At 57.9% G+C, this 16,177-nt stretch carries 17 protein-coding genes; 11 read left to right on the top strand and 6 right to left on the bottom strand.

The features are described 5' to 3' along the window. Nucleotides 1-22 precede the first annotated feature (22 nt). Entirely contained in the window at nt 23-445 is a 423-nt protein-coding gene (gene ribH, locus GRI41_RS05080) for a 6,7-dimethyl-8-ribityllumazine synthase (RefSeq protein WP_160603662.1), read from the top strand. Here ribH and GRI41_RS05075 read toward each other — a convergent pair. The 3 genes from GRI41_RS05075 to eno form a co-directional block, all read right to left on the bottom strand. Next, complete coding sequence (locus tag GRI41_RS05075; RefSeq protein ID WP_160603661.1) at nt 442-1,533, bottom strand: hypothetical protein; 1,092 nt, start codon at nt 1,531-1,533, stop codon at nt 442-444. The genes ribH and GRI41_RS05075 overlap by 4 nt on opposite strands. 1 nt (nt 1,534) lies before the next feature. Further along, the gene (locus tag GRI41_RS05070; protein WP_160603660.1) at nt 1,535-2,563 is read right to left on the bottom strand and encodes a phosphotransferase family protein; all 1,029 of its coding nucleotides are present in this window, start codon (nt 2,561-2,563) and stop codon (nt 1,535-1,537) included. A gap of 201 nt (nt 2,564-2,764) precedes the next feature. Next, entirely contained in the window at nt 2,765-4,039 is a 1,275-nt protein-coding gene (gene eno / locus GRI41_RS05065; RefSeq protein WP_160603659.1) for a phosphopyruvate hydratase, read from the bottom strand. 186 nt (nt 4,040-4,225) lie between these two features. Here eno and GRI41_RS05060 point away from each other — a divergent pair, with 186 nt between their 5' ends. The 6 genes from GRI41_RS05060 to GRI41_RS05035 all read left to right on the top strand — a co-directional run bounded on the left by GRI41_RS05060 (nt 4,226) and on the right by GRI41_RS05035 (nt 6,944). Then, a complete protein-coding gene (locus tag GRI41_RS05060) occupies nt 4,226-4,753 on the top strand; it encodes a hypothetical protein (RefSeq protein WP_160603658.1) in 528 nt (175 codons plus the stop codon). A gap of 27 nt (nt 4,754-4,780) precedes the next feature. Beyond that, complete coding sequence (locus GRI41_RS05055; RefSeq protein WP_160603657.1) at nt 4,781-5,212, top strand: phage holin family protein; 432 nt, start codon at nt 4,781-4,783, stop codon at nt 5,210-5,212. After that, nucleotides 5,209-5,556: a hypothetical protein gene (locus GRI41_RS05050; RefSeq protein WP_160603656.1), complete on the top strand. Its 348-nt coding sequence runs from the start codon at nt 5,209-5,211 to the stop codon at nt 5,554-5,556. Before GRI41_RS05055 ends, GRI41_RS05050 begins: the two co-directional genes overlap by 4 nt. Nucleotides 5,557-5,600: 44 nt before the next feature. Then, nucleotides 5,601-6,104 carry a hypothetical protein gene (locus GRI41_RS05045; protein ID WP_160603655.1) on the top strand — a complete coding sequence of 168 codons (504 nt, stop codon included), beginning with the start codon at nt 5,601-5,603 and terminating at the stop codon, nt 6,102-6,104. Nucleotides 6,105-6,204: 100 nt separating this feature from the next. Continuing rightward, the gene (locus GRI41_RS05040) at nt 6,205-6,435 is read left to right on the top strand and encodes a DUF4170 domain-containing protein (RefSeq protein WP_160603654.1); all 231 of its coding nucleotides are present in this window, start codon (nt 6,205-6,207) and stop codon (nt 6,433-6,435) included. Between the two features lie 11 nt (nt 6,436-6,446). After that, complete coding sequence (locus GRI41_RS05035) at nt 6,447-6,944, top strand: GNAT family N-acetyltransferase (RefSeq protein ID WP_160603653.1); 498 nt, start codon at nt 6,447-6,449, stop codon at nt 6,942-6,944. On the opposite strand, the gene greA is transcribed toward GRI41_RS05035, so the two are convergent. Together greA and carB are read right to left on the bottom strand one after the other, a co-directional pair. Further along, nucleotides 6,941-7,408, bottom strand: coding sequence for a transcription elongation factor GreA (gene greA / locus GRI41_RS05030; protein WP_160603652.1), 468 nt, complete (start codon nt 7,406-7,408; stop codon nt 6,941-6,943). The two genes, GRI41_RS05035 and greA, sit on opposite strands and share 4 nt — an antisense overlap. A gap of 110 nt (nt 7,409-7,518) precedes the next feature. Further along, nucleotides 7,519-10,842, bottom strand: a complete 3,324-nt coding sequence (carB, locus tag GRI41_RS05025; protein WP_160603651.1) for a carbamoyl-phosphate synthase large subunit — start codon at nt 10,840-10,842, stop codon at nt 7,519-7,521. A gap of 66 nt (nt 10,843-10,908) precedes the next feature. Here carB and GRI41_RS05020 point away from each other — a divergent pair, with 66 nt between their 5' ends. After that, nucleotides 10,909-11,262: an endonuclease domain-containing protein gene (locus GRI41_RS05020; RefSeq protein WP_202388662.1), complete on the top strand. Its 354-nt coding sequence runs from the start codon at nt 10,909-10,911 to the stop codon at nt 11,260-11,262. 426 nt (nt 11,263-11,688) lie between these two features. On the opposite strand, the gene carA is transcribed toward GRI41_RS05020, so the two are convergent. Further along, a complete protein-coding gene (gene carA / locus GRI41_RS05015; protein ID WP_160603650.1) occupies nt 11,689-12,870 on the bottom strand; it encodes a glutamine-hydrolyzing carbamoyl-phosphate synthase small subunit in 1,182 nt (393 codons plus the stop codon). Nucleotides 12,871-13,033: 163 nt separating this feature from the next. On the opposite strand from carA, the gene GRI41_RS05010 reads away from it, so the two are divergent. Genes GRI41_RS05010 through dnaG form a run of 3 tightly spaced genes read left to right on the top strand, consistent with a single transcriptional unit; the run spans nt 13,034 to nt 16,176 of the window. Then, nucleotides 13,034-13,486 (top strand): GatB/YqeY domain-containing protein, encoded by a 453-nt coding sequence (locus GRI41_RS05010; RefSeq protein ID WP_160603649.1) that lies wholly within the window; start codon nt 13,034-13,036, stop codon nt 13,484-13,486. After that, a complete protein-coding gene (locus GRI41_RS05005) occupies nt 13,483-14,223 on the top strand; it encodes a hypothetical protein (protein WP_160603648.1) in 741 nt (246 codons plus the stop codon). The genes GRI41_RS05010 and GRI41_RS05005 overlap by 4 nt, the downstream gene beginning before the upstream one ends. A gap of 54 nt (nt 14,224-14,277) precedes the next feature. Beyond that, nucleotides 14,278-16,176, top strand: a complete 1,899-nt coding sequence (dnaG, locus tag GRI41_RS05000) for a DNA primase (RefSeq protein WP_160603647.1) — start codon at nt 14,278-14,280, stop codon at nt 16,174-16,176. Nucleotide 16,177: the final 1 nt, after the last annotated feature.

The raw sequence follows: 16,177 nt of genomic DNA, 5'->3' as shown, positions 1-16,177 counted from the left end.
TACTGTTTTGCGGAGTTTTTCCATGGCGCGTTTTCTCATTGTTGAAGCACGGTTTTATGACCACCTGAATGATATGCTGGTGGCGGGCGCTCGCGCGGCGCTGGAGAAAGCCGGACACGAAGTCGAAGTCTTGACCGTTCCGGGTGCTCTGGAGATTCCAGCTGCAATTTCGATGGCTGTCGATAGCCAGCAATATGCAGGTTTCGTTGCCATCGGTGTGGTTATCCGCGGTGAAACCTATCACTTCGAAATTGTCGCCGGAGAAAGCGCGCGCGGTATTATGGCGCTGACTATGGATGGCATTCCTATCGGGAACGGCATTCTGACCACAGAGAACGAACAGCAGGCGATTGTTCGCGCAGATCCCGCGCAATTAGACAAAGGCGGCGAAGCTGCGAAGGCTGCGCTCGCTTTGCTCGACATTCAGGCAAAATTCGCCAGCTAGGCTCCACCGTCAAAATATTCGTTCAGCTTCATCGGCGCGTAGGGGCCGAGGATAAGCTGCTCGACAATACCCGTTCCCGTTTCGCCTGCATCGGTTTCGACGCGGCAGATCATCTGCACATGCAGATTTTCAGGCTGCAGCGGATTTAGTTCAGCAAGGCGGACATCCTCCCGCTCTACTTTGAGCGCGCCTTGATACTGTCCGTGGCCCCAATCGGGCGAAGTATAACCCAGCCCGCGCATTTGGAAGCGCATGACGGGTTCAAATCGCAAACTGGACGGCGCACCGGGCACATCGCATTGCAGGCTGGCACTTCCCGGCCAGCGTGAACCGGATTGCAGCTCTGCCGAAAGCACCGCGTTCCCTTCGGCAATATCCGATGCCTCGCCGCCTTCGGGCACCCAAGCTGCGCGGGTATTCCACGGCGTTCCGTCGGGATCGGCATTGAGGTGGAAGAACAGGCTCCCCCCGGGCAGATTTACCGGCGTCCACTGCCAGAAGAAAGTTGGTGCGGGGACGCCCGGCATCGGCTGCTGGTCGCGCGCGCCAACTGGCCTGACACCCCAGCTGCGGTCGCGCGTTCCGAGAGTGCCCTCCGCCAGATTTTCGCGGATGCCGTCGACTTCCACCCAACCGGTGTAGCGTCCGTTCTGCGTCATTCGGGTATAGTCCATGAAGGCACGCGGGCCGATGCGATGCGTAAAGCGCGGCTCTTCGATAGGGAACGCCCTTCCCTCAAAGACAATTTCGCCCGCTATTCCATCGGTTTCTTCAATGGTCAGACGCAGCTTTTGTAGCGGTTCGATCACTTCAATACTGATCGGGCCGACTTTCAAGCTCAGCCGCTCCATGCCCAATTCGCAGCTCGCATGAACGCAGTGCTGCACGCCATCGCGGATCACGCAAAAATGCGCGTCGGCAACATCGAGATGCGGATAGACGCCGAAGGCCAAGGCAAAAAATCCGCTGCCATCTGGGGCATAGCCATTGAAGAAATAGCGATCATAGAAATTGCGGTCGGTGCCCGAATAGGCGACCGGTTCTGCGGTTTGATGCAGCGGATATTCGTCGCCCTTGCTTAGGACCATTTCAACTCTCCAAAATACGCATTGCGTCGATATCCAGAACCAGTTCGATTGCGCCTTCCGCCATCGACTGGAAAATTACCTCGCTCCTGTCATTATGTTCGACAAAGGCAGCGCTGAATACGGCAGTCGTCACCCCGTGGAGCGCGCCGCGGGCATATCCATCTGAAACGCGAATATCGCCCAGATCAGGCCCACCATGTGCGCGCAGTTCGTCTTGATAGGAGGCAATAAGTGCCGCCTCATTGGGCCTTCGCAGCGCCGAACTGATCCCTGCGCCGAGAAAATATCCAAGGTCAATCAGCGGATCACCCAAGGCGACTGTTTGCCAATCCAGCGTCACCATTGGTTCGGCGGCGCCCTTGATCGCGAACAGCAAGTTGTCGAGCCGGAAATCCCCGTGGATCACGCAGGGTCCGGTTGGCACTTCGCCAGAGAGCAAAGACTGCGAATTCGCCCCGATCTGTGCGATTGCAGAGAGAAGTTCGGGCTCTATCTTTCCCTCATAAAACGCGCAGAATTTCTCGCTTGCCCCGGGATAACCGGCAGCCGCAAATGCTCTCGCCTCTGCGTTGGGTTGCAAGAACGGTAGCGATAGCAGCTGCTGATTCTCATAAGTCGGACCATGCAGCGCCGCCAGCTGCCGAACAGCGTGCTCGGCCTGTTCCAAGGAACATCCTGCCAACTGGTCACCCTGCTCGGCAGGGCCGCAATCCTCCATCAGCAGCAGAAAATCGCCCGATGCCGCGTCGTGTCCGGCAAAATAGATTTCCGGAGTTCTGATCGCGATATTCGGCGCGACAGCGCGATAGAATCCGACCTCTTTCTCATAGAGCTTCAGCGAAACCGCCGTCGCGCGGCTGGTGGCGTCCGCCGCCGGGAACTTTCCTGCCATAGAGGTGGGGCCGTTCGCGCCATCGGCATACTCAATCGCAATGCGTGCGCTGTCGCCAACCAGCCCCGCACCAATAGCTTTTGCCGAAACCGTTGCGACCTCGCGATCGAGCACCCTGCTCAAAAAATCAGGGCTCACAGCGTCGGGGCTGGTGGGAAAATCTCTCAAACGGCCTGCCTTTCGGGTGCAACCCTATGGCGAGTTCGGCACGCTTTCAATTGCCAATGTTACAGCAGTTTCTCCCAGCCCATCCCAAAGGTGCGGGCGACAGAGCTCCTTGCCGCGCTTGCAGTGCACGGCTGCGATTGTCCTATTGGCGGTCAGCGATGCTGACAAAAATCAGCCGAAACAGGCTGCGCCTGCATAGCGTGCGCTTGCACCCAATTCCTCTTCGATCCGGATCAGCTGGTTGTATTTCGCCAAACGGTCCGAACGGGCAAGCGAACCGGTTTTGATCTGTCCGCAATTGGTTGCCACCGCGAGATCGGCAATCGTCGCGTCCTCGGTCTCACCAGAGCGGTGCGACATGACCGATGTGTAGCCAGCACGGTGGGCAATCTCTACAGCTTCCAACGTTTCGGTCAGCGTGCCGATCTGGTTGACTTTGACCAGAAGCGAATTGGCCAAGCCCTTTTCAATACCCATCGCAAGTCGCGCGGGATTGGTCACGAACAAATCGTCTCCAACAAGCTGCACCTTGCCGCCGATTGAATCGGTCAGCGCTTTCCAACCTTCGAAATCATCCTCGTCCATACCGTCTTCGATGGAACGGATGGGATAATCGTTGCACAGTTCGGCAAGGTAATCCGCCATTTCTGCCGGGGAAAGCGACTTGCCCTCGCCCGAAATCTCGTACTTGCCGTCCTTGAAGAACTCGCTTGACGCGCAATCTAGCGCGAGAGCCACGTCTTCCCCCGGCTTGAAACCGGCTTTCTCGATCGACGCCATGATGAAATCCAGCGCATCGCGGGTGCTGGCCAGATCGGGGGCAAATCCGCCTTCATCTCCGACCGCCGTGGCCAAGCCTTTCTCCGCCAGGCCTTTCTTGAGCGTATGGAACACTTCTGCGCCCCATCGTACCGCCTCTGCCATGCTGTCGGCACCAACCGGCATCACCATAAATTCCTGGATGTCGATGGGGTTATCGGCATGCTCGCCTCCATTGATGATGTTCATCATCGGAACCGGAAGGACATGGGCAGATACGCCGCCAACATAAGCCCATAGCGGCATACCGCGCGCTGCCGCAGCTGCCTTCGCAGCCGCCATACTCACACCCAGAATGGCGTTCGCGCCAAGCCGGCCTTTGTTTTCCGTGCCGTCAAGATCGATCATCGCCAGATCCAGATCACGTTGATCCTCTGCATCCAGCCCCAGCAACGTGTCGGCAATTTCGCCATTCACCGCGGCAACCGCTTTGGTCACGCCCTTGCCAAGATAGCGATCCTTGTCCCCGTCGCGCAGCTCAACCGCTTCGTACTTTCCGGTCGAAGCACCCGAAGGGACCATTGCGCGGCCAAAGCTGCCATCTTCCAGCAAGATATCTACTTCAACAGTGGGGTTCCCTCGGCTATCAAGGACTTCACGGCCGTGGATGTCTATAATCGCGGTCATTTCTGGGCTCCGGAAATTGAGGTGTTGTAAATTGCTAACACACCACCATATTGATTGTGAGCGACGTGTTTGCGCGGGCCTTATGCGCCGGAACAAAACCGCGCAAGTTGCGTTGCAACATAGAGAGGTTAGAATCTGCTTGATTGCAGCTAGCCTCGACAGTTTTGAAGCTAAGGAAACATAATCATGGCCACCACCAAAACGGGCACTACCAAAAAGAAACCAGCAGCCAAGAAAAAGGCTGCACCGAAAGCTGCGGGCACTGCAGAAGCAAAAACACGTTTCAACGCAGCACTTGAAGAAGCCAAAGCCGGCGCAGCTGCGCTCAAGGAAGAAGCTTCTTCGCGCGCAGTTGCCTATCGCGCCGAAGCCAAGGGCAAATCGGAAGACTGGATGGTCGATGCCAAAGGCCGCGCAGGTGACCTAGCTGTCGAAGCAAAATCCAAGACAAGCGACGGTATTTCTTCGCTTGGAAAGGTTGTCGGAGACAGCGCTGAGCTGATCGACGAGAAGCTCGGCGAAAAATACGGTGACTATGCGCGCAGCACTTCGCGCAGTTTGCAAGAAGCAGCAGCCAAGCTCGACAATAAAAGCGTCGAGGAAATCGGCGAGGACGCGCGCGAAGCTGTGCGCAAGAGTCCTGCTGCTGCGGTGGGCATCGCTGCGGTTGTCGGCTTCCTTGTAGCGCGTCTGTTCTCAAGCGGCCGCAAATAAGCGCCGTAGGCAGGGGGGCTGAACGACATGCTCGACACTGACGTGCCGTCTAGTCGGGATACGGAACTGGAATCTTTCGATGACGAGATCGAACAAATCGATCTGGCAGCGGAAGGTTCTGGTCCGGAACGCTCGTTGTCCGAAGACATTGATGCTCTGATTGACGATGGTAAAACCTATGTCGAGGCAGAGCTGGCTTATCAGAAAACACGGCTGTCTTATGTTGCGGGCAATGGAAAGTCAGGCATCGGATTTGCCCTTGCTGCCCTTGCGTTTTTGCATCTGGCACTGATCGGGCTTGTGGTCGGAGTGGTCTTGACGCTCGCCCCGCACATCGGGCCTTTGTGGGCCACTTTGGCCGTTGTTGCGGTTCTGCTGCTCGGCGTCGTAATCTTCGGGTTTGCTGCCAAGAAGCGCTTTTCCAAGGCAGCGGGTGTATTTCAGGATGACGGCAAATGAGCGCGGAGCTGGAGCGCCAATTGCGCGAAGACCGGATCTTGCGCGATGCTGCGCTGGAGCTGGTCAAAGCCGATATCAGCCACGTCAAAGCTGACTTCAGTGCCAAAAGCATCGGATCGCGCTTCGCAACGCGCATGTCCGAAGGTGCGGTCGATGTGTTTGACGAGGCGGTGGAAGCGGCGGACAGCAACAAGGGCGTGCTAACCACTTTAATTGCCGCGATCGTGCTGTGGTTTGCGCGCAATCCCATTATGGCATTGTTCAGCGACGAAGAAGTAGGCGATGATCAGACTGCCTTGGATGCACAAACTGACGCCAACCCCCACGAAGACAGCGCGGACTAATCGCAGCGGTCCTCACATAGATTCTAATTCAGGAGTTCCCCCAAATGACCAAAGCCACTTCAGGTGACGAGAAACGCCAGGCACTCAAGGCCAAGATCGAAGCTGCGGAGCAACGCAATGCCGACCGTTCGATCGGTGATATCGCGCGCGACGCAAGCAAGAAGGCAACCGATTTCGTGAAAGAACATCCCTTTGCCACGCTCGCGGGTGTGGCCGTTCTGGGTCTTGCGATTGGCGCGATGACCAAACCGGGACGCCGTGCGGGCAAAGCCGCAGGCGAAAATGCCAGCAAGTTTGCAAGCTACGCAGCCGAGCTGGGCATGGCCTACGCTACCGGCCTGATCGACGCGGCCAGCGACCTCACCCAGTTGGGCAAAGACAAGATCGAGGATTTGGGCGATGCGATCAATGACAATGCCGGTGAGCTAAAGCGCAAAGCCAGCTTCAGAGGCGGAAACGCCGCCGCTGCAGCAAAGTCGCTCACTCGCGAAGCCGGCAAAAAAGCCGGAAGGACTGTCCGCGATTTGCGTCTCCGTTCGCGCCCCTGACCAATTCCAAATGCTACAGCTGATGGCGCGGCGGGCTTGCCTGTCGCGCCATTTTCTTTATGGGCTGCGGCATATCTCCCCAGAGTAGAAAGTTCCGATCATGGAAGAAACAGAATTCAAACAGACGCTTCACCTGGTTATGGGTGGCCGCGTTGTTGACCCGCGTACCATGGAATTTCAGGACCCGGAAAGCGTCCACGTTGTTGGCGTGTTCAGCGATTATGACAATGCGGTGGAAGCATGGCGCGGAAATGCGCAGCGCACGGTGGACGATGCCGAAATGAAATATGTGATCGTTCCGCTGCACAAATTGCTGACGCCAGACGCCTGATCACTCGCTCCATGAGCTATCGCATTCGGGACTATGTCGAAAGCGATGCCGGGGCGATCCATTCGCTGACTCTGGCAGCGATCAACACCGTCGGGCGCGCTGGATACTCGCAAGAACAGGTTGACGCCTGGGCGGCGCGCCATGGTGACGCCGAGCGATTGCACAGCCGGGTTTTGTCCGGACATATGGTTTTTGTCGCAGTCGATGCGCAGGACCGTCCCGTCGCCTATGCACTGCTAGAGCCGGACGGGCATCTCGACATGCTGTATTGCCATCCCCGGCACACGCGCCGCGGACTGGCCGACCAGTTGCTCGATACCGCTGAATCGCAGGCCCGCTCGCTAGGCGTCGAGCGCCTCTATACCGAAGCGAGCGAACTCGCCCGTCCCGCGTTCGAGCGGGCAGGATATGAGCTGGTGCGCCGCCGTGATTTTGATTTGGACGGCGTGCCCATTCACAATTTCGCGATGGAAAAGCGGCTTGGCCAGCTACCGGCCGCGCGCGATTAAATATATTCGATCTTGTCGATCAAATAGAACTTGTCGCCCGATGGCACGGTCACTTCTACTTCGTCACCCAGATCTTTGCCGATCAACGCGCGCCCTAGGGGCGAGCTGTAGGAAATACGGCCTTTTGCCGCCTCCGCCTCTGTCTCGCCGACAATCTGGTATTTTACCGGCTTGTCATCATCATCAAGCAGCGTGACCGTTGCGCCGAACACAATCTTGTCACCCGAAAGCGTCTTCGGATCGATAATCTGTGCGCGAGTCACTTTGCTTTCGATGTCACCGATCATGGCCTCTACCTGGCCCTGACGCTCTTTCGCAGCGTGATATTCGGCGTTCTCCGAAAGATCGCCATGCGCCCGCGCTTCTTCGATTGCATCGACAATTTTCGGACGTTCTGCACGCAGTTCTTTGAGCTCGGCGGTCAACCGTTCGTAGCCCTCGGCCAGCATTGGAACCTTATCCATGGTCACTCTCAATCCATCTAATCACTTGAACCCGAAAACAAATCCGCGCCGTGCCGCCCCTGTGGGAGCGACTGATGCCGGATGGAATGTCGGGAAAAGTCGTTTGTTTCTCAGCTATAATAGTCTTGTAGCGAGCGGACTTCAAGCGCTGCCGGTTTTACCGAGCGAATTGCCTCTGCCGTGGCCAGCGATGCTGCAGCGGTGGTGTAGTATGGAATCTTCATTTCCAGCGCCGTTGCACGGATCGATTTGCTGTCGATCAGGCTCTGCCAACCCTCGGTTGTGTTGATCACCAGCGCCACTTCGCCATCGATCATCTTGTCGACAATATGCGGCTGCCCTTCGGCGACTTTGTTGACCCGCTCTACCGGCAGGCCTTGTTCGCTCAGATAGCGCTGCGTTCCGCCGGTTGCGATGATGGTAAAGCCGCATTCGACCAGCGTCTTAATCGCGGGGGTCACAATCGGCTTGTCGCTTTCCTTTACCGACACGAAAACCACTCCGCTTTCGGGCAATGTTACTCCTGCCCCCAACTGCGATTTGAGGAAGGCGGTGGGGAAATCCTTGTCGATCCCCATGACTTCGCCGGTCGATTTCATTTCCGGTGTCAAAACCGGATCGGCGCCGGGGAAACGGCCAAAGGGGAACACCGCCTCTTTCACCGCCATATAGTCGAGGTCACGTTTGAATGCCGGGAAGCTTTCCAGCTTCTCTCCCGCCATCACCCGGCTAGCGATTTTGGCCACTGGTTGCCCGATGGCTTTGGCAACAAAGGGTACAGTCCGGCTCGCGCGCGGATTGACCTCGATCAGATAGACTTCGCCGTCTTTCACCGCGAATTGGACATTCATCAGCCCCTGCACGCCCAGCGCCATCGCCAGCGCTTCGGATTGGCGTTCCATTTCCTCTACGATATCGGCAGGCAGCGAATAAGGCGGGATCGTGCAGGCGCTATCGCCCGAATGGACCCCGGCTTCCTCGATATGCTGCATCACGCCGGCAACCACGACTTGATCACCATCGCACAGCACATCGACATCGCATTCGATCGCATCGCGCAGATATTGATCGACCAAAACGGGGCTGTCGCCCGACACGTTCACAGCCGTCTTGATATAATCATCCAGCTGCGCCTCGCTATCGACGATTTCCATCGCGCGGCCGCCCAGGACATAGGACGGGCGCAGCAGCACGGGATAGCCGATAGAGGCGGCCACAGCGGCGGCTTCATCGCGGCTATAGGCGATGCCATTCTCCGGCTGTTTCAGATCAAGTTTGTTGACCAGCTTCGCGAAACGCTCGCGGTCTTCGGCCAGGTCAATCGCATCGGGGCTGGTGCCAAGGATCGGAATGCCTTCGTCTTCCAGCCCTTGTGCCAGTTTCAGCGGAGTCATTCCGCCGAACTGGACGATAACCCCGGCCAATTCGCCATTCGATTGTTCGACGCGGAGGATTTCGAACACATCTTCCACCGTCAGCGGCTCGAAGTAGAGCCTGTCGGAGGTGTCATAATCGGTCGAAACCGTTTCCGGATTGCAATTGATCATGATCGTTTCATATCCGACCTCGGCCAGCGCGAAGCAGGCGTGGACGCAGCAATAATCGAACTCGATGCCCTGCCCGATCCTGTTCGGACCGCCGCCCAAAATGACGACTTTCTTACGGTCGGATGGATCAGCCTCGTCCTCCGGCTCGCCGAAGCTGGGCGCCTCATAGGTCGAGTACATATAGGGCGTAATCGCTTCGAACTCAGCGGCGCAGCTATCGATCCGCTTGAAGACCGGCAACACGCCCAGCTTGCGGCGCAATTCGCGCACTTCCTGTTCGGATGTTGCACCTGCCATTGCCTGCAGCGCATCGTGGAGCAAGCCGGAACGTTTCGCCTGCGTTTCGCCCATGCCGCCTGCGACACCGACCGAACGCACCGCCAAAGTCGCAAGCCGCTTGTCGGAAAAGCCCATCGCTTTCAGCCTGCGCAGTCCCGCCGCATCATTCGGCAGGCCGTTTTCGGCAACGTCTTTCTCCGCGTCGATAATGCCTTCGATCTGGCGAAGGAACCACAGATCATAGCCGGTGATCTGGTTGATATCCTCCACGCTCAATCCCTCGCGCAAAGCCTGGGCGACTTTTAGGATACGGTCCGGTGACCGCTTGGACAGCGATCCGGTCACCACATCGCGGCTGGCGCCTTGCAAATCGGCGACACGGTTAAATCCGTCGAGATCGGTTTCGAGACCGCGCAGTGCCTTCTGCATACTCTCCTGGAAGTTGCGGCCAATGGCCATCACTTCGCCGACCGATTTCATCGCGGTGGCAAGCTCGTCTTTTGCGCCTTTGAATTTCTCGAAGGCAAAACGCGGGATCTTTGTGACCACGTAGTCAATCGTGGGCTCGAAACTCGCCGGTGTAGCGCCGGTGATCTCGTTGGTAATTTCATCGAGCGTATAGCCCACCGCCAGCTTCGCCGCGACGCGCGCAATGGGGAAGCCGGTGGCTTTGGAAGCCAAGGCAGAGCTCCGCGAAACACGCGGATTCATTTCGATCACGATCAAGCGGCCATCCTTCGGATTGACCGCAAACTGCACATTCGATCCGCCCGTTTCGACGCCAATCTCACGCAGCACCGCGATGCTGGCATTGCGCATGATCTGGTATTCTTTATCGGTCAACGTCATCGCGGGGGCGACGGTAATGCTGTCGCCCGTATGCACGCCCATCGGATCGACATTCTCGATACTGCAGATGATGATGCAATTGTCCGCCCGGTCGCGGACGACTTCCATCTCATATTCTTTCCACCCGAGCAGCGATTCCTCGATCAGAACCTCGGTGGTAGGCGAGGCATCGAGCCCTTCGCGCACAATCCGTTCGAATTCGGCCTTGTTATAGGCAATCCCCCCGCCGGTTCCGCCAAGCGTGAAGCTGGGGCGAATGATGCTGGGGAGGCCCGTGCGCTTGACGATTTCCTGCGCTTCTTCAACCGAATGCGCGACACCGCTGCGCGCGCTTTCGAGGCCGATTTTGTCCATCGCGTCGCGGAATTTCTGGCGGTCCTCGGCCTTGTCGATGGCTTCCGCATCCGCGCCGATCATCTGGACCCCGAATTTCTCCAGCACGCCCATGCTCTCGAGCGACAACGCGCAGTTCAGCGCCGTCTGCCCACCCATTGTTGGAAGCACCGCATCGGGGCGTTCCTTCTCGATAATCTTGGCAACGATTTCGGGCGTAATCGGCTCGATATAAGTCGCATCCGCAAATTCCGGATCGGTCATAATCGTGGCCGGATTGGAATTGACGAGGATGACGCGATAGCCCTCCTCCTTCAGCGCCTTGATCGCCTGCGTGCCGGAATAATCAAACTCGCACGCCTGCCCGATAATAATGGGACCAGCGCCAATGACGAGGATGGAGGAGATGTCGGTACGTTTGGGCATTTAGACTGACTTCGCTACTAAAGCCCTCTTCCTTGAGGGAGAGGGTTGGGTGTGGGTGTACGGCGTATGACGAAAAAGCGATTGACCGGCATATCGCGAAAGCTGCGCAGCAACGCAACCGACGCTGAACGCGTGCTTTGGTCCCACCTCCGCGCCAGCCAACTCGGTGGTGTGAAGTTCACACGACAATTTCCGATTGGCATCTACATCGTCGACTTCGCTTGCCGTAGCCTGCGGTTGGCGATCGAATGCGATGGCGGACAACACTCGGAGAGCAAAACAGACGCAGCGCGCAGTGCGGCTATCGAAGACCACGGCTACCAAGTCATCCGCTTCTGGAACCACGATATTCTCGAAAACACCGATGGCGTGCTGGAAGCGATCCTCGAAGAAATCGCCCTCGCCAGAAACGAGCCCTGAGTTCCCCCCCTTCCCTTGAGGGAAGGGGCCGGGGGATGGGTGCTCGACGCCAGCGGTTTCGCCCCCAATCACCGCCGACCCCCCATCCCCAACCCTTCCCCAAGGGGAAGGGAGTTCACGGCAGCTGAGGAAATGTCAGTGCGTTTCGGCATTAGGAACCTATCTTCTGACCTAGGCGTTCGTTTACGAACCGAGCAGCGCATTCATATTTCTTGTGTTCGAGTGGCAATTGCCGGATCTCCGCGCGCGCAGTCACCACGACACTGTCGCCATCAATAACAAGAAGGTACCCTCCAAGTTCGCATTCGGCAGCAATTTGTTCGAGGACAGCCTCGGTTCTATGATCGGACAATTCTTCGCCACCTGCCGTGCAGGAAATTAGGCCAACCGATAGCAACAGAGAGGGAACAGGGAGCGAATTTTGTCTCACCCCAAGCCTCCAACAAACTTCTCGAACAGGTAGAAGCTGTCTTGCGGGCCGGGGCTGGCCTCGGGGTGGTATTGGACGCCGAACGCGCGTTTGCCCTTCACCGCGATGCCGCAATTGCTGCCATCGAAAAGGCTGACATGCGTTTCCTCGACGCCATCGGGTAAAGTCTCGCCATCGACAGCGAAACCGTGGTTCATGCTGGTGATTTCGACGAGGCCAGTGGTTTCGCCCCAACCTTCTCCAACGCGCTGGACCGGATGGTTTGCGCCGCGATGGCCTTGGTGCATTTTGGTGGTCTTTGCGCCCGCCGCCAGCGCAAGCATCTGGTGGCCGAGGCAAATGCCGAACAAAGGCACATCCTTGTCGAGCAGCGCCTTGATCACCGGCACTGCGTAGGCGCCCGTCGCTGCCGGATCGCCCGGTCCGTTGGACAGGAACACGCCATCGGGTTTGAGCGCCTCGATCTCCTCCAAGCTGGTCTTGGCCGGAACTACCGTCACCCGCGCGCCGGCCTTCACCAGATTGCGGAAGATATTGTCCTTTGCGCCGTAATCGATGGCGACAACGTGCGGCGTGGCATCACGCGCAGCGCGCCCATAGCCCTTGCCCAAAGTCCAATAGCCGCCTTCCCAGCTTTCCTGATCCGCGCGGCTAACCCGCTGCGCCAGATCCATACCTTCCAGCCCGGCCCATTCCTGCGCGCGTTTGAGCAAAGCGGGGATATCAAACTTGCCATCCGGCGAATGGGCAATCACCGCATTGGGCGCGCCTGACAGGCGGATGCGGCGGGTCAGCGCGCGGGTATCTATGCCCGACAGGCCGATCTTGCCCTTGGCTTCCATCCATTCGGTGAATTGCTGTTCTGCACGGAAATTGGCCGATGGCGTCACGTCCTCGCGCACCACGCAGCCAACCGCGCTTTCGACCAGCCCTTCGATATCTTCGCCATTTGCACCGACATTGCCGATATGCGGGAAAGTAAAGGTGACGATCTGCGCCGCGTAGGACGGATCGGTCATCACTTCCTGATAGCCGGTCATGCTGGTGTTGAAGCACACTTCGCCCACCGCATCGCCTGTGGCGCCAAAGCCTTTGCCCCAGATCACCGATCCATCAGCCAGAACGAGGACTCCCGTCGCGTCTTTAGGTTGCGCAGGCGAAGAGGCGGCAGATGCCATGAGGCGCTCCGGAATCAGGGTTTACGGCGATGTTGCTAAGAGATGGTGGCTAGTGACGGGTATGATTCCCGTCAACCTGTCCAGTGCCGGAAAGTTGCGTTATTACGAATGCATCACCAGTTTACCCACGATTTTGAAAAATTACTGACAGGAAAACCCCAATATGCTTCGCGACACGATCAAAGCCGAAACTATCGCCGCCATGAAAGCCGGCGACAAGGAACGCACAGCCACGCTGCGCCTGATCGGCGCAAAAATCAAAGACCGCGATATCGAGCTGCGCACATCATCCAAAGAGATCGATGACGAGGCGCTGGTGACCGAAGTTTTGCAGAAAATGGCCAAGCAGCGAAAAGAATCGATAACCATGTATGTTGACGGTGGCCGCGATGAGCTGGCCGCCAAGGAACAATCCGAACTGGTGGTTATCGAGGAATTCCTGCCGCAGCAGATGTCCGAAGAAGAAACCAAAGCCGCAATCGAGGCTATCAAATCGGACATAGGTGCCACATCCATTAAGGATATGGGTAAAGTCATGGGGGAACTAAAGGCTCGCCACGGCGCTGAACTGGATATGACAAAAGCCAGCGCAATGGTGAAAGAGAGCCTTACATGAATGCCCATACTACACGCAGTTTCCGATTTCTGACCGCAACCGCAGCGGCCTTGGCGCTTGCGGCCTGTTCCGATGAACCCGACAAAGACGCGACTGAACTGGAAAGCGCGACCACCGAAGGAGAGGCCGATGCCCTCGCCGCGGCGCTTCCGGTGGGCGACTTTATGGACCTCAAGCTCGGCGCAAAGATTGTCGGTCCGCAGGGGCCAGAAGTCACCGGCACGCTCGACAGCGCGGAAGGCAGCTTCGCCGATATCCGTTCCTACGTCGCCTGCCCCGCCGGAATGGATCCATGCGATCCGAAAACCGCGCCCGAGGGGACGATCTATACCTATGTCCATGTCGTTTATCCGGGCGAGGATAACGAGGACGACACCGGCAGCGGAGAGGGCAATGACTCATCGGATGTTGAGCAGGCCACCTCTTTCAGAATGCTGCGCCCCGCACACGGTTTCACCGGTTCGGTAGGTTACTCAAAGGCGGAAGCACTGGCAGCAATCGGCGAGAAGGCCGATATTGTCGTCACATGCCTTGACGGCGCAATAATCTGGTCGGTCAATCCCGGTGACGCGGGCGACCAGTGGGAACAGGCCGAACCGATGACTTTCTACTGGCAGTCGACATTGCCACCTTCAGGCCCTGCACCAGCCTATTCCATCAAGGCCAATTACACAGAGGCGGCAGGTTCTGGCCCCTATCCAGCAGCCAAAGATGGTGCGACAAACGCTTGCTTGTGAGCAGATAGTCGCGCGGGCTGGAGAATCGCGTGATTAGCGCATAGTGGAAACACCATGGCGCTTTCCCCGCAATGGCTTGATGAACTCCGTTCGCGCATAACGCTTTCGAGCGTGATCATGCGCACGGTCAAGCTACAGAAGGCGGGGCATGAATGGAAAGCCTGCTGCCCGTTCCATAACGAGAAATCGCCTAGCTTTACGGTCAGCGACCAAAAGGGCTTTTACCACTGTTTCGGTTGCCAGGCGCATGGCGACGTCATCAGCTGGATGACCGACCAGCGCGGTATGTCCTTTATGGATGCGGTGAAGGAATTGGCGGCGGAAGCCGGGATGGAAGTCCCCGCCCCCGATCCGCAATCGGCCGCGCGGGCGGAGCAGCGTGCCGAGTTGAATGATGTGATGGAAGCCGCGCAAAGCTGGTTCGAGGATAATTTGAAGTCCGCCGACGGCCAGCAAGCGCGCGCCTACTTGCAGCAACGCGGTTTCCGGCAGGAAATCATGCGCGAATTTGGCTTCGGCTTTGCTCCCGATAGCCGCAATGCCCTGCACCGGGCACTGTCACGTTTCGACGATGATATGCTGGTCGAATCGGGCATGCGGATATCGGTCGATGATGGCGCGCAGTATGACCGGTTTCGGGCGCGGTTGATGCTGCCGATCCACGATGCGCGCGGCCGCGTGATCGCGTTTGGTGGGCGGATACTGGACAGCGAGACCAAAGCCGCAAAATATCTCAACTCTCCCGACACGCCCTTGTTCGACAAGGGCCGCAACCTCTATAATCTCCACCGCGCCAGCCCCGCATCGCGCCAGTCCGGCCGGATCGTCGTGGTCGAAGGCTATATGGATGTGATCGCGCTCGCCAATGCCGGAATAGAAGATGCGGTGGCGCCGATGGGTACCGCGCTGACCGAACGGCAGCTCGAAATGCTGTGGCGAATGGTCGAAACACCGGTGTTGTGTTTTGACGGCGATGCAGCAGGCCAGCGCGCAGCGTTGCGGGCGATAGAGCGGGCGCTTCCGATGCTGCGCCCTTCCCATTCGCTGCGCATTGTCCGCCTTCCTGCCGGTCTCGACCCCGATGATCTGCTCAAACAGCAAGGCCGCAAGGCGATGGATGCGCTGCTCGATAAGGCAGCGACTTTGCTCGACACTTTGTGGACGTTTGAGCGTGACGCGCAGCGCCATGATACGCCAGAGGATAAAGCCGGGTTGAAAGCGCGGCTGCTCCAGCATGTCGATGCGATACAGGATCCCGACATCCGCTCTCTCTATAAGCGCGAGCTGCTTGAACGCTTTTCTGCCTTCGCGTTTCCGCCGCGAGAGAAAAAGCCTTGGGTCAAACGCGAGTGGAAACCAGGCGGGTTCAAACCAGCCAATCCCAAACTTGCACCAGAAGCCGCCGCGCGGCTGCGCCGGTCGACAAGCGGCGGAAGCCGCGACTTGCTGGCCGGTGCGGTCATCGCCGGATTGGCGCGGCACCCCGACCAGATTTTGCGCCATGCAGAGCAGCTGGAACGCTTTGCCGCGAGTGACAGAAATGTCGGCCCCGTGATAGATTCGTTGATAGAAGCGGCAGAGACGCTTGAACCGGGCGCAACATCACCCATATTGGTGCCAGACGGCATAAGTCAGGCGCCGGATGAAACCCGTTTCTCCTTCCTTCGTGAAGGAACCGATCCGAAAGCTGCCTGCGACGATCTTGCCGAAGCCGTGTCACTGCTGGTTGAAAGACCTGCTTTGGAAGCCGCGCTTGCGGCGGCCACAGCGCGTTTTGAAACCGACCCCGAAGGTGCTTTCACAGAGCAGCAACGCCTGTTGAAACGAAAGCTGGAATTTGAGCGGCGACTCGGGCAAATGGTAAGCGAAAGGGCTGCGCGAGCGGCCCAAATTGATTCAGATCGTCAAACTGCTCTACCCGACAGCGAAGACGACAGAGAAACGGACCGATAGA

It is taken from the genome of Pontixanthobacter aquaemixtae (genome assembly GCF_009827395.1).
Classification (GTDB): Bacteria; Pseudomonadota; Alphaproteobacteria; order Sphingomonadales; family Sphingomonadaceae; genus Pontixanthobacter; species Pontixanthobacter aquaemixtae.
This window is presented reverse-complemented; position numbering and strand designations above follow the sequence as displayed.

Coding starts and splice junctions, on each gene's coding strand:
- GRI41_RS05055 (WP_160603657.1), top strand. CDS start 4,781: ATGCTCGACACTGACGTGCCGTCTAGTCGGGATACGGAACTGGAATCT.
- GRI41_RS05045 (WP_160603655.1), top strand. CDS start 5,601: ATGACCAAAGCCACTTCAGGTGACGAGAAACGCCAGGCACTCAAGGCC.
- carB (WP_160603651.1), bottom strand. CDS start 10,842: ATGCCCAAACGTACCGACATCTCCTCCATCCTCGTCATTGGCGCTGGT.
- GRI41_RS05040 (WP_160603654.1), top strand. CDS start 6,205: ATGGAAGAAACAGAATTCAAACAGACGCTTCACCTGGTTATGGGTGGC.
- GRI41_RS05035 (WP_160603653.1), top strand. CDS start 6,447: ATGAGCTATCGCATTCGGGACTATGTCGAAAGCGATGCCGGGGCGATC.
- GRI41_RS05005 (WP_160603648.1), top strand. CDS start 13,483: ATGAATGCCCATACTACACGCAGTTTCCGATTTCTGACCGCAACCGCA.
- eno (WP_160603659.1), bottom strand. CDS start 4,039: ATGACCGCGATTATAGACATCCACGGCCGTGAAGTCCTTGATAGCCGA.
- greA (WP_160603652.1), bottom strand. CDS start 7,408: ATGGATAAGGTTCCAATGCTGGCCGAGGGCTACGAACGGTTGACCGCC.
- carA (WP_160603650.1), bottom strand. CDS start 12,870: ATGGCATCTGCCGCCTCTTCGCCTGCGCAACCTAAAGACGCGACGGGA.
- GRI41_RS05050 (WP_160603656.1), top strand. CDS start 5,209: ATGAGCGCGGAGCTGGAGCGCCAATTGCGCGAAGACCGGATCTTGCGC.
- GRI41_RS05075 (WP_160603661.1), bottom strand. CDS start 1,533: ATGGTCCTAAGCAAGGGCGACGAATATCCGCTGCATCAAACCGCAGAA.
- ribH (WP_160603662.1), top strand. CDS start 23: ATGGCGCGTTTTCTCATTGTTGAAGCACGGTTTTATGACCACCTGAAT.
- GRI41_RS05010 (WP_160603649.1), top strand. CDS start 13,034: ATGCTTCGCGACACGATCAAAGCCGAAACTATCGCCGCCATGAAAGCC.
- GRI41_RS05060 (WP_160603658.1), top strand. CDS start 4,226: ATGGCCACCACCAAAACGGGCACTACCAAAAAGAAACCAGCAGCCAAG.
- dnaG (WP_160603647.1), top strand. CDS start 14,278: ATGGCGCTTTCCCCGCAATGGCTTGATGAACTCCGTTCGCGCATAACG.
- GRI41_RS05020 (WP_202388662.1), top strand. CDS start 10,909: ATGACGAAAAAGCGATTGACCGGCATATCGCGAAAGCTGCGCAGCAAC.